The organism is Segniliparus rugosus ATCC BAA-974, from assembly GCF_000185725.2.
In the GTDB taxonomy this organism is placed as follows: Bacteria; Actinomycetota; Actinomycetes; order Mycobacteriales; family Mycobacteriaceae; genus Segniliparus; species Segniliparus rugosus.
The window spans coordinates 277,052-296,127 of record NZ_KI391954.1 but is presented as its reverse complement, the minus strand read 5'-3'; the positions used below and the strand labels follow the sequence as shown (position 1 = coordinate 296,127).

Genomic DNA, 19,076 nt, shown 5'->3' with positions numbered 1-19,076 from the left:
GTGTTCGGCAGTGACAAACACCGGCTCCTCGGAGTACAGTAGTTTTTGGCGCACATGTGACACATATCACTTCACCCTGGGCAGTCGGCGCCGCCGCCTTCGCCAGCAGCCGCGCAGACGACCACGCGCTGCGCGCCCCACAACTGGAGGCATCATGAAACTCCACTTCCTCCCCGCACTCGCCCTCGCCGCCCCGCTCGCAGGGCTCGCCCCAGCGCACGCCGAGTCGGCCTCGGCGGCTGCCTCGTGCGCCGCGCTGCAAGAGGCGCTCCCCGGCCTCGTCTCCCTGCAAGCCCAGTACCACGACCTCGCGGGCACCACGGGCGAGGTCGACGTCATGGCGTGGCAGAACGACCCGGTCGGCCTCTACCGCAAGGGCCAAGAGCTCTCCTCGTCCTTGCACCAAACCGGCGGCGAGCTGCGCGACGCGGAGCCTGGCATCACCGCGCCGAAGCTGCACGCCTCGACCGTCCAGCTGGCCGATATGGTCGACGAGGGCACCGGTGCCATCGACAGCTACCTCGCCGACCCGTTCTCCGCGCTGCGCCCGGAGGCGAACGAGCAGCTCACGGATCTCGCGCAACGCGGATTGGCCTCGTTCGTGCATTTCCAGAACGCGTACCAGGCTTCGTGCGGAGCGCTGCCCACCGACGGCATCCCCGCGCAGCTGCCCCCGCGATGACGGCCTGATCCAACGCCGGGAGCCGAGCCGCGCGCCCGTGTAACGTGTCGGCATGAAGCCGCTCCTCGTCGCGCTCCTGCTCCTCTCGGGCTGCGTCGGCTGCTCGCCGAAAGCCCCGGCCCAGCTCCCGTCCTGCGCGGACATCAGCCCCGGCACGCTTCTGCGGAAAAGCGGCGCGGCGAGCGGGGGCGACATCGCGAGCCACCCGGAGCACGCCAACGGCTACCGGACCGGGATGCGAGCGGTCGACACGCGCGGCTACATGGTGATCACGGCGAATCCGCTCGCCAGCAAAGCCGCCTGCGAGACGCTGAGCGCCGGCGGGACCGCAGCGGACGCGCTCGTCGCGGCGCAGGCCGTGCTCGGCCTCGCCGAGCCGCAGTCCTCGGGGATCGGCGGCGGCGCGTTCCTCCTCTACTACGACGCGGCCAAGCGCGTCCTGGAAGCCTACGACGGGCGGGAGACCGCCCCCGCCGCCGCGACCGGCGACTACCTGCGCTGGATCAGCGGCTCCGACCGGACCGGGCCGAAACCGAGCGCGCGTGCGAGCGGTCGCGCCATCGGCGTGCCCGGCGTGCTGCGCCTGCTCGAACTCGCCCATCGCGAGCACGGGGCGAAGCCGTGGCGCACGCTCTTCGACTCCGCTGTCTCGCTCGCCGACAACGGTTTCCCGATCAGTCCGCGCATGGCGGACGTGCTCGCTCCCGAGGCCGCGAACCTGCGGCTGGACCCCGAGGCCAGCGCCTACCTCTTGCACCCGGACGGGAGCCCGAAAGCGGCGGGCGAACTCGTGACGAACCCCGCGTACGCCAAGACCCTCGGGGCAATCGCCGACGAGGGCGCTGACGCGTTCTACACCGGGGCCATCGCCGACGACATCGTGGCCTCCGTCGGATCGACGGCGGGCGGACGCACCCCTGGGCTGATGACGCTCGCGGACCTCGCCGGGTACCGGGCGAAGAAACGCGAGCCCGTCTGCGCCGGTTATCGGGGGAACCAAGTCTGCGAAATGCCCGGCCCGTCCTCGGGCGGGATCGCAGTGGCGCAGACGCTCGGGATCCTCTCGCATTTCGACCTGCGCGCCCTGCGCCCCGCCGGAGACGGCGGCGGGCGGCCCGACGCTCGCGCCGTGCACCTGGTCGCGGAGGCCGAACGGCTCGCGTACGCCGACCGGGACAAATATCTAGCGGACCCGGATTTCGTCCCGCCGCCGGGCGGCTCCCCCGCGAAGCTGCTCGACCCCGCGTACCTCGCCGCGCGCGCGAGGCTCGTCGACCCCGGCCGCAGCATGGGCCTCGCGGCGGCCGGGGACTTCGGCCCCGTCGATTTCGCCGTCGCCCCCGGCCACGAACACGGCACCAGCCAGATCACCGTCGTGGACTCCCTCGGCAACGCCGCGAGCATGACCACGACCATCGAATCGGCGTTCGGGTCGTACCACATGGTGGACGGGTTCTTCCTGAACAACCAGCTCACCGACTTCTCCGCGCAGCCGGCCGACGACGCGGGCCGCCCCGTCGCCAACTGCGTCCAGCCGGGCAAACGACCGCGCAGCTCGATGTCGCCGACCTTGGTGTTCGGGGCGGGCGGCCCCCGATCCGGCGATCTTCAAGACGCCCTCGGCTCCCCCGGCGGCTCCACGATCATCCAGTACGTGGTCAAAACGCTGGTGGCGTTGTTGGATTGGGGCCTCGACCCGCAGCAGGCGGTCGGCATGGCCGACTTCGGCGCGAGCAATTCGCCGACGACCTCTCTCGGCGGGGAGCACCCGCTCGTGGACCCGGCGGACGGCGGGGCGCGCGACCCGCTGGTCGCCGCGCTGCGCAGGCTGGGGCACACGGTCGACGTCGAGCCGCAAGACTCCGGACTGTCCGCGATCCGGCGCGTCGCATCCGGGTGGGAGGGCGGAGCCGACCCAAGGCGGGAAGGCGTGGTCATGGGCGACAAAGAGCACGTCGGCTGAGGAAAGCGCCTCCCGAGGGGCGCTCAAAAAGACGCTGCGCCGTTGATACCATTCCGGTATCATGGGGTCATGAGCATGACGCTGCGTTTGACCGAGGAACAAGACCGCATGCTCACCGACCTTGCCGCGCGCGAAGGGCTCAGCAAGCAGGAGGCGGTCATCCGCGCGATCGCCGACCGGGCATCGCGGCTGTCCCGCGACAGCGAGATCCGCTCCGTGACAAGGAAAGCCATCCTCCGCTATGGGCCGCTGCTCGACCGCTTAGCAGAATGACGGCTCCATGGCCGATACATCGGAAACCCGGTATCTCGTCCTGGAGGACCTGCTCGCCATCTGCGAAGAAGTCGGCAACCTTCAGGTGGCCGACCTCGGACTTCTCGACGCAGCCTGCGCCCGACCTAGGTCGAGCGTCTTCGGGATGGACGCGTACCCGGACCTAGTCACCAAAACAGCCGCGCTCCTCCAGTCCATTGTTCGCAATCGTGCGCTGGTCGACGGCAACAAGCGTCTGAGCTGGCTCAGCGCGTACGCGTTCCTCGCCATCAACGGCCACGATCTCGACGCGCCGGAAGACGACGCGTACGACCTCGTCATCGGCGCGGCGGCCGGGGCTCTGGACCTCATGGAAATCGCGGCGGCGCTGCGCGCGTGGGTCGTCCCGGCGGAATAACGACGCTCAGCTGTCCCTGCCGAGCCGCCAGAGGGCGAGTTTCGCCCCCGCCACCAGCAGCCAGACCACAGCCAAGAACGACGCGACCCGAAGCGCGGACCAGCCGAACCCCCGGTCCGCGACGCGCACGAGATCGGGGTGCGAGCGCGAGTACTGCACCATCACGCCCTCCCCCGTCTGCGGCACGTCCGTCGTGATGAGGCCGAACACTCCGCCCGGCGAGAGCAGCCCGTTCGTGCGCAGGCTCGGTGTCGCAGCGGCGACGTAGCGCACGACCACTTTGTTCGAGTCCGCAGAGACCACGTCCGCGCGGGTCGTCACCGAGTCCGCGTCGATCTTCCGATTGTCCTGCCACGTCCCCGCGAGCAGCAGCCCGCACATGACGGTGACCAGGACTCCGACCGAGGCGAAGCCCCGCCACACCCAGGTGGCCGTCCGGACGCTCATCGGAGGTCGAGTTCTTTCATGGCGCGATGCAGCTCCCGCAACGCGGAGCGGTCCGTCCTGACTTCGACCACTCGCAGGCAGCCGGGTTCCGAGGCGAGCGCCTCGGGCAGCTCGCCCGGCGCGGCGAGGACGTGCGTCGCGCCGAGCCCGGCGCACAACGCGGCGATGTCTTTGCCGTGCGGCGTGCCGAAGATCCGTTCGTACGCGTCCCCGAACGCCCCGCCCCGGTATTCCGGGCCGCCCTGCTCCAGCAGTTCGAAAATGCCCCCGCCGTCGTCGTTGGCGACGACGATGGTGAGCGAGCGCGGCGTGGGCTCGCTCGGCCCGATCATGAGCCCTGCGATGTCGTGGAGGAAGGTGAGGTCGCCCATCAGCGCGAGCGTGCGGCCCTGATGGACGAGCGCGGCCCCGACCGCAGTGGAGACCACGCCGTCGATGCCCGACACGCCCCGGTTCGAGCGCACCGAGGCCCCGTGCGGGATCTGGCCGACGATTGCCACGTCGCGGACCGGGTTCGAGGCCCCGAGCACGAGCTGGTCGCCCGGCCGCAGCGCGGCGAGCACCGCTCGGGCCACATGCAGGCCGGTGGCCGCGCCTTCTGCCGCCAGGGCTTGGCCGACCGATGCGGCCGCGGCGGCCTGGGCGCGGGAGCAGAGCTCCAGCCACGCCGGCGACGGCTGGCCGACCGGGACGACACGGGTGCCGGTGGCCGCGACGTTGCCCGCGACGTCCGGCCAGCGCGGGCCGGTGGTCAACGCGTAGACCCGGACGTTCGGATCGGCGAGGAGGGCGGACACCTGCCGGTGCAGGGTGGGGCGTCCGCAGATGATCGCCTGCTTGGCCCCAACGTGCGGGACCGCGAACGGGTGCAGCGGGTTTTGCGGCACGGGGGCGGTCGGCTCCGCGACGGTCGGCAGCGCGGCGAGCTCCGGATGCGACCCCGCGCCGTGGCCGGAGACGACCACGGTGTCCACGGAAAGATCGATCTCGACCGGGATCTCGAAGCCGCCTTCGGGGATCCGGGTCCATGGGCCGCCGTCCGCCCGGCCCGCGAACGCCCCTCCTTGGTAGCCCTCCAGATCTTCCGCCTCGACCTCTGGGACCAGCGGCTCGCGGAACGGGACGTCGAACTGCACCGGGCCAGCGTTGCCGCTGCGCGCGCCGGTCGCCGCCGACAACGCCCTGACCACGCGCGCCCGCCATTGGCTGCCGGACCGCGCGGACAAGTCGGCCTGCCCGGCGGAGACCGACTCGCGCACCTGGGTGCCGAAGAGGCCGAGCTGCTCGATCACTTGGTTCACCCCGGAGCCGAGCACGTCGTAGGGCTGGTTGGCGCTCAGCACGATCAGCGGAACCCGCGCGTAGTTGGCCTCGCAGACCGCAGGCCCGAGGTTGGCGACCGCCGTCCCCGAGGTCATCACCACGATGACCGGCGCGCCAGAAGCCGCCGCGAGCCCGACCGCGAGGAAACCCGCCGAACGCTCGTCGATGCGCACGTGCAACCGCACTCGGCCCGCGCGCTCCGCCTCATGCAGGGCGAAGGACAGCGGGGCGTTGCGCGACCCCGGACAAAGCACTGCGTCGCGAACCCCGCCTCGGAGGAACTCGTCGACCAGCACCCGGGCTTGGAGTGTGGACGGGTTCATGGGTGAAGAGCCTGCCAGATCACACGCTCGGGAAATCAGTTGGGCCGCACGGCGGCGGCCCAGTAGGCTCTCACCTCATGCACGACCTCGATGTCCTCCTGACTCCGGAAGCTGCCGCGAAGCTCGCCCGGCGCGGCTACCAGCTCGACATCACGGGCCTTGGCGCCCTGCGCGACCAGCGCAAGTCCCTGCGCAGGCAGGCCGACGAGCTGCGCACGGAAGTCCGCGCGCTCGGCAAAGCCGGCAAGGACGCGGTGGACAAGCAGGCGCACGCCGAGCACGCTCGCGCGGTGAAAGAGCAGGTCCGACAGGCCGAGGCGGAACTGGACGCCCTCGAAGCCCGGTTGCGCGAGGAGCTGCTCGGCATTCCGAACCTGCCTTCGGACGCCGCGCCCGAAGGGCTGCACGAATCGGACTACCAGGTCGTCCGAGTGGTCGGCGAGCCTCCCGTCTTCGATCCCGCCGACTACCCGGACGGGCCGAAGGACCACGTCACGCTGGGCGAAAAGCTCGGCGTCCTCGACCTCGGCCGGGCGACCAAGCTGTCCGGGCCGAGGTTCTCGGTGCTCAAAGGGCTCGGCGCGCGGCTCGAACGGGCCCTCGCGACGTTCTTCCTCGACCTGCACACCAAAGAGCAGGGCTACGAAGAGTTCTCCGTGCCGCTCATCGTCACCGCCGAAACGCTCACGGGCTCGGGGCAGCTGCCGAAGTTCGAGGGCGACCTCTTCCGCGTCTCCGGGGAGGAAGCGCGCTATTTGATCCCGACGGCGGAAGTGCCGCTGGTGAACTACTACTCCGGAGAATTCCTCAGCGCCGACCAACTGCCGCTTGCCGTGGCCTCGCATTCGAACTGCTTCCGCTCGGAGGCGGGTTCTTACGGCAAAGACACCCGAGGCATTCTGCGCCAGCACCAGTTCAGCAAGGTGGAGCTGGTGCGCGTCGTACTGCCCGAGGAGGCCGCCGCGCAGCAGGAGCTGATGCTCGGCCACGCCGAGCGGTGCCTGAAGGAGCTTGGGCTGCATTACCGGGTGATCGACCTGCCCGCCGGAGACTTGGGCTTCACCGCCGAGCGGACTTTCGACATCGAGGCGTGGATTCCGAGCCAGGGGCTGTACCGGGAGATCTCCAGCGTGTCGAGCTGCGCGGACTTCCAGAGCCGCCGCAACGGCCTGCGTGTGAAGGGCAAGGACGGCGAACGGATCTGGCCTGCGACTCTGAACGGATCGGCGTTGCCGATCGGTCGCACGATCATCGCGATCTTGGAGCAGTTCCAGCAGCCGGACGGCAGCGTCATCGTGCCGGAAGCGCTGCGCGATTTCGTCGGCGCGGACGTGCTGCGCCCCTGACCGGAACTACGGTTTCCCTCCTTATCCTTCGCTCGATTTCCCCTTGTGACGTGCGGCACTTTCTGGTAGAATCGAATGTATGAGCGGGACTGCGGGGATCGTGTCGGAGGAGAGAGTCAGGAGCCTCCGGGAAGGGTTGCGCGCGGGGCCGAAGGCGAGGTTCGCGGCGCTCGCGGAGATCGAGCGCGCTGAGGCTGTGTTGTTGTCGTTGAAGGCGGAGGTCGTCGTCTCTGTCGCGGAGGACGTGGCACAGCGGAAGGCCGTGGAGGAGAAGGTCTTGGGGAAGGGGATCTTCACCTTTTCGGCTCGTGAGGCGGCGTTGGTGGAGCTGGCCCCGGCGCTCGGTGTCTCTTCTCGCGAGGCGAAGGGCATGCTGGTGTTCGCGGAGAACATGACCGAGCACTACCCCAAGCTCGGCGCGAGGCTCGCCGCCGGGGAGGTCACGGCGAAGACCGCCCGTTTGGTGGGCAAGTCGTTGGAGTCCGCCCCTGCGGGGTGGCGGGAGAAGCTCGACGCGTGGTTGGCGGAGCGGGCTCCGCGTTGGCGTTTGTGCTCGCAGTCCAAGATCCAAGGGTTGATCGAAGCCCAATACATCCGCTGGGACTCCGAATGGACCCGCGAGCGCCGCGAGAAGGCGCACGCGGAACGCGGCCTGTTCTTCCAGCCGGTCGGGGACGGGATGGCGAAAATCTGGGGCGCCATGCCCCTCATGGAAGCCGCGATGGTGAAAGACCGGCTCGACGCCGTCGCCAGGACCGTCTGCCCTGGAGACCCCAGAGCGATGTGGACCCGCCGGAGCGACGCGCTCGCCGCCCTCGTCGGGCACGGGGAAGACAAACTCCGCTGCGAATGCGGACGCGACACTTGCAAAGCGGCGCAAAGGCCTGTGCCGCAGGCCAAACCCGTCGAACTCGTCGTGGACCTCGCCGTCCTCGCCAACCTCTCCGACCTCCCCGCTTGGCTCGACGGATCACCCATCGACCCCGAATTGGCACAGAAATTGGCCAAAGCGTCGAAAACCATCCGCTTCACCACCACCCCGAACAGTACAAACCGACCCAGGCGGTCGAAACCCACGTCAACGCCCGCGACAAACACTGTCGATTCCCCGGCTGCCACCGCCGAGCGAGAACAGAACTCGACCATACGCACCCCTTCAACCACCACAACCCAGCATCAGGCGGACAAACCGTCCCCCAAAACATAAAACGACTCTGCCGACACCACCACCGCGCAAAAACCCACGGCAAATGGCGAGACACACAAAACCCAGACGGCACCATCACATGGACATCCCCCACCGGCCAGCACTACACCACCAACCCCGGCTAAAACACACCCTGCCGCCACTATCGCGTCCGCTGGACCGGCCAAACTCACGTCCCGACGTCAGGCTGATCACGCCAGAGCGAGCGCCACGAACTGCTCGATGCCAAGCTCTTCGCCCCTGGCCGAACCGGGCACGCCTGCGGCTTCGAGCCGCCGACGCAGCTCCTCGGGGGAACCCGCCCACGGTTTGAGGACCGCGCCGAGGGTCTTGCGCCTGCTCGCGAACGCGGCGTCGATGAGGCGGAACACCGCTTGCCGGGTCTGCTCGTCGGTCGGCCACGGCGAGTCCTCGCGCCGGGTGAAGCGCACCAGCGCCGAGTCCACATTGGGCCTCGGCCAGAACACCTCGGGCGAGACCTTGTTCGTGAGTTCGGCTTCGCCGTAGAAGGCGGTCTTCAGCGTGGGGACGCCCCCCTCTCGCGCGCCCGGCTTGGCCGCCAATCGCTGCCCGACCTCCAACTGCACCATGACCAGCGCTCTGCGGATGCTCGGGAATTCGGCCAGCGCGCGCAAAAAGACCGGGACGGCCACGTTGTAGGGCAGGTTCGCGACCAACGCGGTCGGCGCTGTCGGGAGGTCGGCGGCGTCCAGTTGCAGCGCGTCCTTCACGACAAGCCGGAACTGCCTGCCCGGAGCCCGCTCCGCGATGGTCCTCGGCAACGCCTCGGCGAGCTTGGGGTCCACCTCCACGGCGGTCACGTCGTGGGCGACGTCCAGCAAGCCGAGCGTGAGCGAGCCGAGCCCTGGTCCGATCTCCAACACCGAATCTTCAGGCCGCAAACCCGCCGCCGCGACGATGCGCCGAATCGTCCCCGGATCGTGGACGAAGTTCTGCCCGAGCCGTTTCGTCGGACGCACGTCGAGCTGTCCGGCAAGCGCACGGACGTGCCCGATCCCGAGGTACTGAACCGGAGGCGGCTCGCTCAGCGGAGGCCGGCTTTGATCGAACACACCGGCCACGCGCCCCAACCTTGGGCCTGCTGGGTGGTGCGGGCGATGGCGATCTGCTCTTCTCGGGTGGCGAGGTCCGCGCGGGGCGCGTATTTCTGGCCGCCGTGGGCGATCCAGGTGCCGAAGTCGAACTGCACGCCGCCGTAGAAGCCGTTGCCCGAGTTGATGTGCCAGTTGCCGCCGGACTCGCATGAGGCCAACGCGTCCCACGAAGCCCCGTCGAGCACCGGGGGCACTTCCGTGCCCGGCTTCGCGCCGACTTCCATGACCCTGGCGCGCCCCTCTTCGAGAACAGTGCGCCCCAGCGGCGTGCGCTCCACGGCTTGCCCGTTGACGTACCGGATGGAGTAAGTGACGCGCTGGGAGCCTTCGGAGCCAGGATCGTCGAGCTGCGACCAGCTGAAGTTCTTCGACTCGTCCTTGATCAGCTGGTCTTCCGGCTGATAGGACTCGGTCACCGTCTCGGTCTTCACTTCGACCCGGTTGACGGCGAGCGCCTGCACCCCGTCGATGGACGCGTCGAGCCCTGGGGTGGCGAAGTCTTGGGCTCCGAGGCGCACGCCGGCGCTGTCGAGCACCTGGCGCACCGTGCCGCCGACGACGCGCACCTGATGCGAGACTCCGCCGTCGGACACGGTGATCGTCCGGGGCGAGCGCAGTTTGACGACGAGGCCGCCGAGCGGGATCTGCTCGTCGCCGATGGCTCCGACGCTGCCGTCCGTCGTGGTCAGATCGTGCTCGGCGAGCGCGGCGGTGACGGTGCTCTGCGTGGTGACGAGATTGCGGTCGGACACCGGCTTCCCGTCCGGGCCGAGCGCGATCACGCGCAGGATCCGGGCGCGGGCGAGCGTGATCCGCTGCCCGTCGACGATCTGCGAGCCGAACGCGGGGCTGACCCTGTCGCTGTTCCTGAGCTTGTAGCCCGCCTCGGCGAGCGCCTCGCCGACATTGCCCTTCGTGGTGGTGAACTGCCGAGCGGACCCGTCGACGTCGATGGTGACGGTGTGACGGTTGGCGAGGACGAACGCGCCGCTCGCGCCGATGGCGAGGAGCAGCGCCCCGACGGCGCCCCGCAGAGCCAGCCGCTCCCGCAAGGACCGGGAGGGCTTGGTCTCGCCGGGCTGAGCCTGATCGCTCGCGGCGGTTCGGCTGGAATCGTTCTCGTCGGTCATCGTTCTCCCATGCGGCGCGCCTGAAAGGCTCCGCCGCGTGCTTGTTTCTTCGCGATCATCGATAATTACGACAGCATAACGAGCCTCGGCGAACGTTGGCAAGCGAAAGAATGCGACACACGGGGCGCGTGTGACCCATGTGACTGGTCAACGCGCTAGCGTGAAGGATTTTCTCTGAGAATTCTTAAACGCCAGCCGGGGTTCGCGCCGCGCCCAAGCCGTACACCCGCTCCGCGGTCGCGGTGCTGGTCTCGGCGAGCTGGGCGGGCTCGACACCGCGAAGCGCGGCGAGCGCGGCGACGGTGTACGGCAGGCAATAGGACTCGTTCGGGGCTCCGCGATACGGGTGCGGGGTCAAGAAAGGGGCGTCCGTCTCCACCAGCAGCTGCCCGTCCGGGACCAACGGGGCCGCCTCACGCAGCGAAGCCGCGTTGGAGAAGCTCACCGTGCCCGAGAAGGACAGCACGTAGCCCCGGTCCACGCATTCGCGCGCCATCTTCGCGTCGGAGGAGAAGCAGTGCATGATCACGGCCTCGGGGGCCCCTTCCGCGTCCAGCGCGGCGAGCAGGTCCTCGTCCGCCTCGCGGTTGTGGATCATGAGAGGCTTGCCGACCCGCTTGGCCAGATCGATGTGCCAGCGGAAAGCCTCGAACTGCTCCGCTTTGCTCGCGCAGCCTTCGAGCCTGCCGATCCAGAACCACTCCAGGCCCGTCTCCCCCACGGCCACGGTCCTCGGATCGCGGGCGAGGGCTTCGAGCTTCGTCTTGGCGGCTTCGTCAAGGACGTTCGCCCGCGAGGGGTGCACGGCCACCGCCGCCCACACCCGAGGGTCCCAGTGCGCCGCGGACACGGCGAACTCGGCGGAGTCCAGCCCGTCCGCCACCGTCACGACGCGGCCGACTCCGACCGCCTCGGCGCGGTCCAAGACCCGGCCGACCGACTCGGCATCGCGCGCGCCGCACGCGTCGAGGTGGGTGTGCGCGTCGACCAGCGCGCCGACCGGCTCGGGCGGCGGCGGAGGCTCTTTGGACTTGGACTTTGCCACCGAACGAGCTTATCCGGAACTTCCCTGTCGGGGCCAGCTACCCTTAGAGCACCATGACGCGGACCCCTTACTACATCACCACCGCCATCACGTACGCGAACGGCACGCCGCACTTCGGGCACGCGTACGAGTTCATCTCGGCGGACGCCCTCGCCCGATTCGCCCGATTGGACGGCAAAGAAGTCTTCTTCAGCATGGGCATGGACGAGTACGGGCTGAAAGTCCAGCAGAGCGCCGAGAAAGAAGGGGTCAGCCCGCAGGCTTTCGTCGACCGGGTGGCCGAGCGTTTCCGCGAGCTGCACGCCGCGCTGGGAAGCTCGTACGACCGGTTCATCCGCACCACCGAGCCCGCGCACGCGAAGGCGAGCCAGGAGCTCTGGCGGCGGATGTCCGCGAACGGGGACGTGTACGAGGGGCGCTACGCGGGCTGGTACAGCGTGCGGGACGAGGCGTTCTACGGCGAGGAGGAGACCCAGCTCGGCGAGGACGGAGTCCGGATCGCCATACCCACCGGGACGCCGGTCGCCTGGACCGAGGAGTCGACTTATTTCTTCCGGCTCTCGGCGTACCAGGACCGCCTTCTCCAGCTCTACCAGGAGCATCCCGAGTTCATCGGCCCCGAATCCCGGCGCAACGAGATCGTGAGCTTCGTGTCGCAAGGCCTGAAGGATTTGTCCATATCCCGGTCGAGCTTCAACTGGGGGGTGCCGGTCCCCGACTCCCCCGGACACGTCATGTACGTGTGGGTGGACGCCCTCACGAACTACTTGACGGCCATCGGCTTCCCCGACGACACGGCGAACGTCGCGAAGTTCTGGCCCGCGGACTTGGAGATCATCGGGAAGGACATCACCCGCTTCCACGCCGTGTACTGGCCCGCGTTCCTCCTCTCCGCCGGGTTCGAGCCGCCCAAGCGGGTGTTCGGGCACGGCTTCGTGCTGAACAAGGGCCAGAAGATGTCCAAGTCGGCTGGCACCGGCCTCGACCCGTTCTGGCTCGTCGAGACGTTCGGCCAGGACGCGGTGCGGTTCTTCGCGCTGCGCGAGATCCCGTACGGCCAAGACGGCTCGTACAGCGACGAGGCGATCGTGACTCGCGCGAACGCGGATCTGTCCAACGGGCTCGGCAACCTCGCGCAGCGGTGCCTCACGATGATCGCGAAGAACTTCGGCGGAGCCGTGCCCCGGCCCGCCGCGTTCTCCGCCGAGGACGAGGCGCTGCTCGGCCGCGCGGACGCGCTGCTCGCCGAATACCGCCCGCACTTCGAGGCGCAGCGGCCCGACCTGGCGCTGGCGGCGGTGTTCGACCTCGTGTCGCAGGCGAACGGGTACTTCACCGCCCAAGCGCCCTGGACGCTCAAAGAAGACCTTGACCGGATGGGCTCCGTGCTCTACGTGACCGCAGAGGTGGTCAGGCAGGCGGCGATCCTGCTCCAGCCCGCGATGCCGCAGGCGACGGAGAAGCTGCTCGACCTGCTCGGGCAGGAAGCCGCCGCCCGGTCGTTCGCCGACTTGGCCTCCCGGATCTCGCCGGGCCTCGCGCTCCCGGAGCCGCATGCCGTGTTCCCCCGGCTGGCCCTGCCCAAGGAAGACGCATGAGGGCTCGCGGACTCCTCGTCGCGGCCGCCGCCCTCGCGCTGGCCGCGAGCGGCTGCGGAACAGACTCGCCAGCGCGTCGTCCGGCGGACAGCCCGGACGACAAAACCAGCCTGGGAGACGCCCAGCTGGACGGGCTGCGGGCCGCCATGCCGACGAAAACCGACTTTCCAGACGGCTGGAAGGTGCAGACGCAGTCGACCCCCCTCGCCGTCCTTCCGGGGTTCAGCGGGACGAACACCCAGATCAGCTCGGTCACGCCCAGCCAGTGCCTCGACTTCGTCGCAAGCTTCGTCTCCGCTCCGGGATCCTCGATCCCCGGAGAGTTCATCGCGAGCGTCTCCGCGCAGACGCCGGGAGCGGGGACGAGAACCGTCACCGTCATCGCCGTGCGGAAAGCCCGGAACTGGGAGAACCCGGCCAAGATTCGCGACAATCTCCGGGACTGCGCCGCAGTCACAGCGGACCTCGCGTTCAGCGGCACAGCGAGCACCGCGACTTTCACCTCCACGCCGATCGACGCAAGCGCGATCAAAGGGGACGCGGCCGGACGGACCACCCTGATCCGCGCGGGCGGCGAGACGGCTTCCATCTCCGTCGTCAGCGCGCAGACTCGCGAGGTCCTGATCGTGGCGACCGACCAAATCGGCTCGGACCCCGACGACGATCCGAAGGCGCTCCTCGTGAAGCTGATCAATCAGACGGTGAGCAAAATCGACGCCCTCTGAGCGTTATTCCCATGACTTTCGCCAGAAAAATACGATATATGGCATACGTGCCATATGCTGCGAACTGGGCTTTTGCCGACCGATGCCGAACCGCCAAAGTTACTGTAGCGTCCTTACCAGGATTAGGTAGATAATTGCGTGACGAAGACAACAGCGAGGGCAAGGCAGGAACCTGAGATGATCGCACAACCGCACCCCGCGAAGCGCCGGAAGCCAGGGCCGGTCGGCCCTGGCGCTCTCTTCGCGGCGCTCAGCGTGTCCTTGCTCGCCTCGGGTTGCGGAGCACGGGCCACCGAGCACGCCGCTCCCGTCCGGAACGACCGTCCGGCTCCGTCCGCGGCGGCGGACGTGCTCAAGAGCGCGATGCCTCTCGAGTCGGACTTTCCGACAGGCTGGCACGTGCAGCGACAGGACACCCGTCCCGTGGCGCTGCCGGGGCTCAACGACGCCGACACCGCGATCAACGCGGTCGTTCCGAACGAGTGCCAAGCGTTCGCCGAAGGTTTCGTCTCCGCGCCCGGATCGTCGATCCCAGGGGAGTTCGTCTCAAGCGCCATCGCCATGATCCCGGACGACAGGGGCGAATTCGACCAGAGCTCCATCGTGTTCTTCGCCACGAAGAGCGCGAACGGTTGGGGAGCCCCCCGAAGGGTCCAAGACAGTTTGCGGTCGTGCAAAGAGGTCACCGCGCAGATGGTCATGCAAGGGCAGACGATGCGCACCGACTTCACCTCCTCCCCCATCGACACGAGCGAGATCAAATGCGAAGCCGCCGGCCGCACGACGGTCGTCCGCGCGAACGACGCGCAGATCCGATTCGCGGTCGTCCACGCGACGACGAAAGGCCTGCTGATCTCCGCGAGCTCGATGATCGTGTCCAAATCGGGCGACGACCAGAAGGCACTGCTGGTCCGGCTTGTCGCGCAGACGGTGGACAAGCTCAACGCATTAGGGTGATCGCTGTGACCGAACCTCCCGACCCCCGGCGAACGGCTCCGCCGCGCAGACGCATGGCCAAGGGCGCGAGCGCGCTCGCCGTGACCGTCATGCTCGCAGCTGCGGTCTCGTGCGGCCAGCACGGCCAAAACGGCCAACACGGTCAAAACAACGGGCGCGATCACAGCAGAACTTCGCTCGAAACCGAGAACGTCGGGAGGCTGCTACAGGCGCTGCCTTCGAAATCCGAATTCGAGAGCGCATTCCCCGGCTGGGCGGTCGACTTCCACGGCCCGAGCGGCCAGCGCGAATCCCAGCAGAGCAAACAAGCCCCTCCTGCTGTGACGCCCGCGTCGTGCCAGCAGGACTATCTCGCCTCGGTCCACAGCAGGATCCATCCGGAGCCGGGCAGCGAGACGCTGCTCTCTGTGGACGCGAGTCTCGGCCGAAGTTATTCGTCCCCGACCGTGAATTTCCGCGCCGTCCGCAAATTCGGAACGATGTTCAACCCATCGGCCATGCGCGCCCTCGCGAAATCCTGTCCATCGGTCACGCTGACCGCTGGCGGAGCCGACGGGGCAGCACCGACGAGCAGCTCCGTCTCGTTCACGATCAAGCCCGTCTTGGTGACCGGGGTCGACGCGGACATCGGGGCGCTTGAGCTCGAAGCCACTCAGTCCCCCGCGAGCCCCGGCCCCCGCCTTGCGATTGTCGCGATCACCCGAGACATCGCCATCGAGGCGACTGGCGGCCCCGGCCAAACAGACGACTTGGTCAAGCTGATCAGAGAAGCCACCGGCAAGCTCAACGCGATCTAATCCTTCTGGCACTCTTGTTGCATGCGCGTCGAATGCCTCGGTGAGGGCGTCAGCCCCGGTTCGGCGCTGCGCGCCTTGCGCCAGCTCGCCGAGCGGTCCGGCTCCGCTCCCCCCGCCGCGCTGATCGGGGATTGGTTCGGCTCACGCGCCGTGCTCGCCCCGAGCCTGGCCGCCGCCCCCGACGCGCCGCTGCCCGACTTCGGGCCCGGCGCCCGTGAGGACCAACAGCGCCGCCGCGAGGACCAGTCCGGCGCTGCGATTGGCGGCGGTTGGATCGGCGCGCTCGCCTATCCGGACCGGGCCGGGGACGACGGCCTGCCGGTCCGAGTCGGCGGGTTCACGGACTGTGTGCTGCGTCTGGACCAGGCGGGCTGCTGGTGGTTCGAATCCCAGGCCGACGAGCCGTGTCCGCCGCAGCTTCGGGCGGCGGCAGTCCGGGCCGGCGGGGCAACGCGGCCGTTCGACTGCGCGTGGACGGAGCCCGACCGGGCCGCCCATGACCGCGCGGTGCGCGAATGCCTGGCGGCCATCGCCGACGGCGAGGTCTACCAAGCGTGCGTGACCACGTATTTCAAAGGAGAGCTGCGGGGCGATCCGCTTGACTTCTTCCTCGCCGTCGCCGAGTCCCAGACGCCCGCGAAAGCCGCGTACCTCGCGGGCGAGTGGGGAGCTGTCGCCTCCTTCAGTCCCGAGCTCTACCTGCGCAGGCACGGCGCCAGCGTGGTGGAGAGCCCGATCAAAGGCACCTTGCCGAGACGGCTGGACCCGGCGCTGCTGCGCTCGTCGGCCAAGGACGTCGCGGAGAACGTGATGATTGTGGATTTAGTGCGCCACGACCTCGGCCAGCTCGCCCGCACCGGCTCGGTTCGAGTCGTCGAGCTCCTGGAGGTGCGCGAGGCCCCCGGCGTGTGGCACCTGGTCTCCAGCGTGGCGGCCGAACTCGATCCGGCGGTCACCGACGCCGAGCTGGTCGCCGCGACGTTCCCGCCCGCGTCGGTCACCGGCACGCCGAAGCGGCGAGCCCGCGAGCTGCTCGCGGGCTGGGAGCCCGACGGTCGCGGCATGTACTGCGGCGCTGTCGGGATGTCCTCGCCCGCGCAGGGGCTGGAGCTCAACGTCGCGATCAGAACAGTGTCGATCGCCCCGGACGGGTCGATGCGCCTCGGGGTCGGCGGCGGCATCACCTCGGACTCCGACCCCGAGCAGGAATGGCAGGAGTGTCTGGACAAGGCCGCCAGCACTGTCAGCGCCAGCTCCAGCGGTCAGTCCGCCTCGGCTTTGCGCGCGGCCACCGCCTCCGCGTAAAGCTCGCGCTTTGGCACGCCCGCCTCGGCGGCGATCAGCGACACCGTGTCGCTGAACCGGGCCCCCGCCGCGACGAACTGCTCCACCTTCCGCACCAGGCCCGGCATGTCCGCGCGACCGGCTTCCGCCCCGGAGAGCACCACGGTGATCTCGCCCCTGACCCCGTCCCCGGCCCATGCCACGAGTTCCTCGAGCGTGCCCCGGCGCACTTCCTCGTAAGTTTTGGTGAGTTCCCGGCAGACGGCGGCGAGCCGTCCGGCCCCAAGCTCGGCGACCGCGTCGGCGAGACATTCCGAGAGCCGGTGCGGTGCCTCGAAGAAGACGCAGGTGCGCGGCTCGGCGCGCAGCTCGGCGAACCAGGCGCGTCTGGCCTGCGACTTGCGCGGGGCGAACCCCTCGAAGCAGAACCGGTCGGTGGCCAGCCCCGAGAGCGCCAGCGCCGTGGTGACCGCCGAAGGCCCTGGCAAACAGGTCACCGGCAGATCCGCCGCGACCGTCGCGCGGACCAGCCGGAAACCAGGGTCGTTCACCAGCGGGGTCCCGGCGTCGCTGATGACGAGCACCGTCCGCCCGTCCTGCAGTTCGGCCACGAGCTGCTCGGTCCGCTGCTCCTCGGCGTGGTCGTGGAAGCTCACCAGCCGCCCCTCGATCCTGACCCCGAGCGCCCGCGCCAAATCCTTCGCCCGCCTGGTGTCCTCTGCCGCGACCACCTCGGCGGACGCGAGCGCGTCTTTCAGCCGCTGGCTTGCGTCCAAGGGGTTGCCGAGCGGGGTGGCGGCGAGGACGAGGGTTCCCGCCGAAATTTTTGGCGTTCCGCGCAGTCCAGCCTCTCTCACCGACACATCTCCTCAGCAGCCAAAAACTTCGACGGGGTCTCGAGCATCCCCCCAGCTTACGGTGCCTACGCTCTCGGGACTCCGATCCCCGGATCGATCTTGACCGGCCCGGCCGCCGACGGGACCACGGGGAAGTCGAAGATCGCCGTCGGCAAATACACCGTCGCGCACGCATTGGGGATGTCGACCACCCCGGAGAGCCTGCCCTCGATCGGAGCCGCGCCCAAGATCATGTACGCCTGCTCCGGGGCGTAGCCGAACGCGGTGAGGTAGTCGATGGCGTGCAGGCAGGCCCGCTGGTAGGCGAGGAACGGGTCCAAGTACCGCTGCTCCCCGTCCAGGGTCACCGAAGTGCCCGAGAAGGCGAGCCATTGCGAGTACTGCGGGTCGGTGTTCCCCGGCACGAAGATCGCGTTCTCGGACACCCCGTACGTCGCCATGCCGTCCTTGATCACCTCCACCCGCAAGTCGATGAACCCGCCCATCTCGATCGCCCCGCAGAACGTGATCTCCCCGTCGCCCTGCGAGAAATGCAAGTCCCCGACCGAAAGGTTCGCGCCGTCCACGAACACCGGGTAGAACACCCGCGTGCCCTTGGTCAGGTTCTTGATGTCCTGGTTGCCCCCGTTCTCCCTCGGCGGCGCGGTCCGGGCGGCCTCGGCGGCGACCCGGTCGAAAGCCGCGCCAGCGAGCGAGCCGAGGATGGCGCTCTCCGGCTCCGGGGGCAGCGCGAGCGGCGGCGTCCGCTCGGGATCGGTCGCGATGAGAGCGCCCTCCCGGGCGTTCCACCTCGCCAACAGGCCCGCCGAAGGCGCGGTGCCCATGAGCCCTGGGTGGACGATCCCCGTGAAGCTCACATGCGGAACGTGCCTGCTCGTCGCCGTCTGCCCGGAGAAATCCCAGACCGCCTTGTACGCGTCGGGGAACTGCTCGGTGAGAAAGCCACCGCCGTTGCTGGTCGGGAAGATCCCGGTGTAGCCCCAGCCCTGCCCTGCGAGGGGGCCGGAGTCCTCCTGCGGGATCGGGCCGACGTCGAGGATGTCCACGAGCAGCAGATCGCCGGGCGCCGCGCCCTCCACGCCGATCGGGCCGGACAGCACGTGCACGCCGTTGAGCGGGGCGTGCTTGATGTCCTCGGCGGAGTCGTCGTTCTGGACCGCCCCGTCGAACCACTCCCTGCAGTGCACACGGAACGAGTCGCCGGGTTTGACCCAGACCGCCGCCGGGATGTCGGGGTGCCAGCGGTTATGCCCGACGATCTCTTGCTCGGTGAAGGATTTCGTTGAGTCGAGGGGGAACACGACGTCGGGCATGGCACGGCCTCTCTAGGGCTTGGGGAGTTTCGCGGTTCTCGGATCGGCTCCCGCGCGGCGGACGGGCCGCGCGGGCGGCCCGGACACCACGGCGGGGGCGTGCGCGCTTTCCCGTGTGCGGTCGGCGAGCCTCATGCCGACCGAACTCCCCCTGCCCAGGGCTATCGGCGCGAACACTTTCCGGGCGCAGGCCGAGCAATTCGGGCAGGGTCGGACGGAGCTGTCCGAAGCAAGCGGGATCGTTTCCTCGAACTCGCCGCACTCCGCGCAGCGGAATCGGTAAGCGGGCACGAG

General features: G+C 69.0%; 18 protein-coding genes and 1 pseudogene. 11 read left to right on the top strand and 8 right to left on the bottom strand.

The features are described 5' to 3' along the window. The first annotated feature begins 154 nt into the window (after window positions 1-154). The 4 genes from HMPREF9336_RS11335 (at window position 155) to HMPREF9336_RS11320 (ending at window position 3,315) form a co-directional block, all read left to right on the top strand. Window positions 155-682, top strand: a complete 528-nt coding sequence (locus tag HMPREF9336_RS11335) for a hypothetical protein (RefSeq protein WP_007467121.1) — start codon at window positions 155-157, stop codon at window positions 680-682. A 52-nt stretch (window positions 683-734) separates the two neighbouring features. Next, entirely contained in the window at window positions 735-2,645 is a 1,911-nt protein-coding gene (locus HMPREF9336_RS11330; RefSeq protein ID WP_007467118.1) for a gamma-glutamyltransferase family protein, read from the top strand. A 69-nt stretch (window positions 2,646-2,714) separates the two neighbouring features. Beyond that, window positions 2,715-2,918, top strand: a complete 204-nt coding sequence (locus HMPREF9336_RS11325) for a hypothetical protein (RefSeq protein WP_007467117.1) — start codon at window positions 2,715-2,717, stop codon at window positions 2,916-2,918. A 7-nt stretch (window positions 2,919-2,925) separates the two neighbouring features. Further along, a complete protein-coding gene (locus HMPREF9336_RS11320; RefSeq protein ID WP_007467115.1) occupies window positions 2,926-3,315 on the top strand; it encodes a type II toxin-antitoxin system death-on-curing family toxin in 390 nt (129 codons plus the stop codon). Between the two features lie 6 nt (window positions 3,316-3,321). On the opposite strand, the gene HMPREF9336_RS11315 is transcribed toward HMPREF9336_RS11320, so the two are convergent. After that, window positions 3,322-3,762: a hypothetical protein gene (locus HMPREF9336_RS11315; RefSeq protein ID WP_007467112.1), complete on the bottom strand. Its 441-nt coding sequence runs from the start codon at window positions 3,760-3,762 to the stop codon at window positions 3,322-3,324. Next, window positions 3,759-5,408: a 2-succinyl-5-enolpyruvyl-6-hydroxy-3-cyclohexene-1-carboxylic-acid synthase gene (gene menD / locus HMPREF9336_RS11310; RefSeq protein ID WP_021030539.1), complete on the bottom strand. Its 1,650-nt coding sequence runs from the start codon at window positions 5,406-5,408 to the stop codon at window positions 3,759-3,761. The genes HMPREF9336_RS11315 and menD overlap by 4 nt, the downstream gene beginning before the upstream one ends. A gap of 77 nt (window positions 5,409-5,485) precedes the next feature. Between menD and serS the strand changes: the two genes are divergently transcribed. Continuing rightward, entirely contained in the window at window positions 5,486-6,754 is a 1,269-nt protein-coding gene (gene serS, locus HMPREF9336_RS11305) for a serine--tRNA ligase (RefSeq protein WP_007467107.1), read from the top strand. A 79-nt stretch (window positions 6,755-6,833) separates the two neighbouring features. Further along, a pseudogene (locus tag HMPREF9336_RS11300) lies at window positions 6,834-8,086 on the top strand (HNH endonuclease signature motif containing protein). Between the two features lie 66 nt (window positions 8,087-8,152). Here the strand turns inward: HMPREF9336_RS11300 and rsmA are convergent. From rsmA to HMPREF9336_RS11285, 3 genes are all read right to left on the bottom strand, one after another. Continuing rightward, complete coding sequence (rsmA, locus tag HMPREF9336_RS11295) at window positions 8,153-9,043, bottom strand: 16S rRNA (adenine(1518)-N(6)/adenine(1519)-N(6))-dimethyltransferase RsmA (RefSeq protein WP_007467101.1); 891 nt, start codon at window positions 9,041-9,043, stop codon at window positions 8,153-8,155. After that, complete coding sequence (locus tag HMPREF9336_RS11290) at window positions 9,007-10,206, bottom strand: resuscitation-promoting factor (RefSeq protein ID WP_007467099.1); 1,200 nt, start codon at window positions 10,204-10,206, stop codon at window positions 9,007-9,009. The genes rsmA and HMPREF9336_RS11290 overlap by 37 nt, the downstream gene beginning before the upstream one ends. Window positions 10,207-10,390: 184 nt before the next feature. Continuing rightward, window positions 10,391-11,251, bottom strand: a complete 861-nt coding sequence (locus HMPREF9336_RS11285) for a TatD family hydrolase (protein WP_007467097.1) — start codon at window positions 11,249-11,251, stop codon at window positions 10,391-10,393. A gap of 53 nt (window positions 11,252-11,304) precedes the next feature. On the opposite strand from HMPREF9336_RS11285, the gene metG reads away from it, so the two are divergent. The 5 genes from metG to HMPREF9336_RS11260 all read left to right on the top strand — a co-directional run bounded on the left by metG (window position 11,305) and on the right by HMPREF9336_RS11260 (window position 16,633). Beyond that, window positions 11,305-12,849: a methionine--tRNA ligase gene (gene metG, locus HMPREF9336_RS11280; RefSeq protein WP_007467095.1), complete on the top strand. Its 1,545-nt coding sequence runs from the start codon at window positions 11,305-11,307 to the stop codon at window positions 12,847-12,849. Then, entirely contained in the window at window positions 12,846-13,574 is a 729-nt protein-coding gene (locus tag HMPREF9336_RS11275; protein WP_007467093.1) for a hypothetical protein, read from the top strand. Before metG ends, HMPREF9336_RS11275 begins: the two co-directional genes overlap by 4 nt. A gap of 177 nt (window positions 13,575-13,751) precedes the next feature. Next, entirely contained in the window at window positions 13,752-14,531 is a 780-nt protein-coding gene (locus tag HMPREF9336_RS11270; RefSeq protein WP_007467091.1) for a hypothetical protein, read from the top strand. Between the two features lie 5 nt (window positions 14,532-14,536). After that, a complete protein-coding gene (locus HMPREF9336_RS11265; RefSeq protein WP_156920401.1) occupies window positions 14,537-15,328 on the top strand; it encodes a hypothetical protein in 792 nt (263 codons plus the stop codon). Window positions 15,329-15,349: 21 nt separating this feature from the next. Beyond that, window positions 15,350-16,633 (top strand): aminodeoxychorismate synthase component I, encoded by a 1,284-nt coding sequence (locus tag HMPREF9336_RS11260; RefSeq protein WP_021030536.1) that lies wholly within the window; start codon window positions 15,350-15,352, stop codon window positions 16,631-16,633. Here the strand turns inward: HMPREF9336_RS11260 and rsmI are convergent. The 3 genes from rsmI to HMPREF9336_RS18485 form a co-directional block, all read right to left on the bottom strand. Then, window positions 16,591-17,469 carry a 16S rRNA (cytidine(1402)-2'-O)-methyltransferase gene (rsmI, locus tag HMPREF9336_RS11255; protein WP_007467086.1) on the bottom strand — a complete coding sequence of 293 codons (879 nt, stop codon included), beginning with the start codon at window positions 17,467-17,469 and terminating at the stop codon, window positions 16,591-16,593. The genes HMPREF9336_RS11260 and rsmI overlap by 43 nt on opposite strands. Before the next feature lie 65 nt (window positions 17,470-17,534). Further along, on the bottom strand, window positions 17,535-18,782 hold the full coding sequence (gene fmdA, locus HMPREF9336_RS11250; protein ID WP_007467084.1) for a formamidase: 1,248 nt from the start codon (window positions 18,780-18,782) through the stop codon (window positions 17,535-17,537). Between the two features lie 12 nt (window positions 18,783-18,794). Next, window positions 18,795-19,073 carry an FmdB family zinc ribbon protein gene (locus HMPREF9336_RS18485; protein WP_156920400.1) on the bottom strand — a complete coding sequence of 93 codons (279 nt, stop codon included), beginning with the start codon at window positions 19,071-19,073 and terminating at the stop codon, window positions 18,795-18,797. Between the last annotated feature and the right edge of the window lie 3 nt (window positions 19,074-19,076).

What these genes read in the sequence shown, in the direction of transcription:
- HMPREF9336_RS11260 (WP_021030536.1), top strand. Translation starts at nt 15,350, where the DNA reads ATGCGCGTCGAATGCCTCGGTGAGGGCGTCAGCCCCGGTTCGGCGCTG.
- HMPREF9336_RS11320 (WP_007467115.1), top strand. Translation starts at nt 2,926, where the DNA reads ATGGCCGATACATCGGAAACCCGGTATCTCGTCCTGGAGGACCTGCTC.
- HMPREF9336_RS11335 (WP_007467121.1), top strand. Translation starts at nt 155, where the DNA reads ATGAAACTCCACTTCCTCCCCGCACTCGCCCTCGCCGCCCCGCTCGCA.
- HMPREF9336_RS11275 (WP_007467093.1), top strand. Translation starts at nt 12,846, where the DNA reads ATGAGGGCTCGCGGACTCCTCGTCGCGGCCGCCGCCCTCGCGCTGGCC.
- menD (WP_021030539.1), bottom strand. Translation starts at nt 5,408, where the DNA reads ATGAACCCGTCCACACTCCAAGCCCGGGTGCTGGTCGACGAGTTCCTC.
- HMPREF9336_RS11315 (WP_007467112.1), bottom strand. Translation starts at nt 3,762, where the DNA reads ATGAGCGTCCGGACGGCCACCTGGGTGTGGCGGGGCTTCGCCTCGGTC.
- fmdA (WP_007467084.1), bottom strand. Translation starts at nt 18,782, where the DNA reads ATGCCCGACGTCGTGTTCCCCCTCGACTCAACGAAATCCTTCACCGAG.
- HMPREF9336_RS11290 (WP_007467099.1), bottom strand. Translation starts at nt 10,206, where the DNA reads ATGACCGACGAGAACGATTCCAGCCGAACCGCCGCGAGCGATCAGGCT.
- HMPREF9336_RS11330 (WP_007467118.1), top strand. Translation starts at nt 735, where the DNA reads ATGAAGCCGCTCCTCGTCGCGCTCCTGCTCCTCTCGGGCTGCGTCGGC.
- HMPREF9336_RS11325 (WP_007467117.1), top strand. Translation starts at nt 2,715, where the DNA reads ATGAGCATGACGCTGCGTTTGACCGAGGAACAAGACCGCATGCTCACC.
- HMPREF9336_RS11270 (WP_007467091.1), top strand. Translation starts at nt 13,752, where the DNA reads ATGATCGCACAACCGCACCCCGCGAAGCGCCGGAAGCCAGGGCCGGTC.
- serS (WP_007467107.1), top strand. Translation starts at nt 5,486, where the DNA reads ATGCACGACCTCGATGTCCTCCTGACTCCGGAAGCTGCCGCGAAGCTC.
- metG (WP_007467095.1), top strand. Translation starts at nt 11,305, where the DNA reads ATGACGCGGACCCCTTACTACATCACCACCGCCATCACGTACGCGAAC.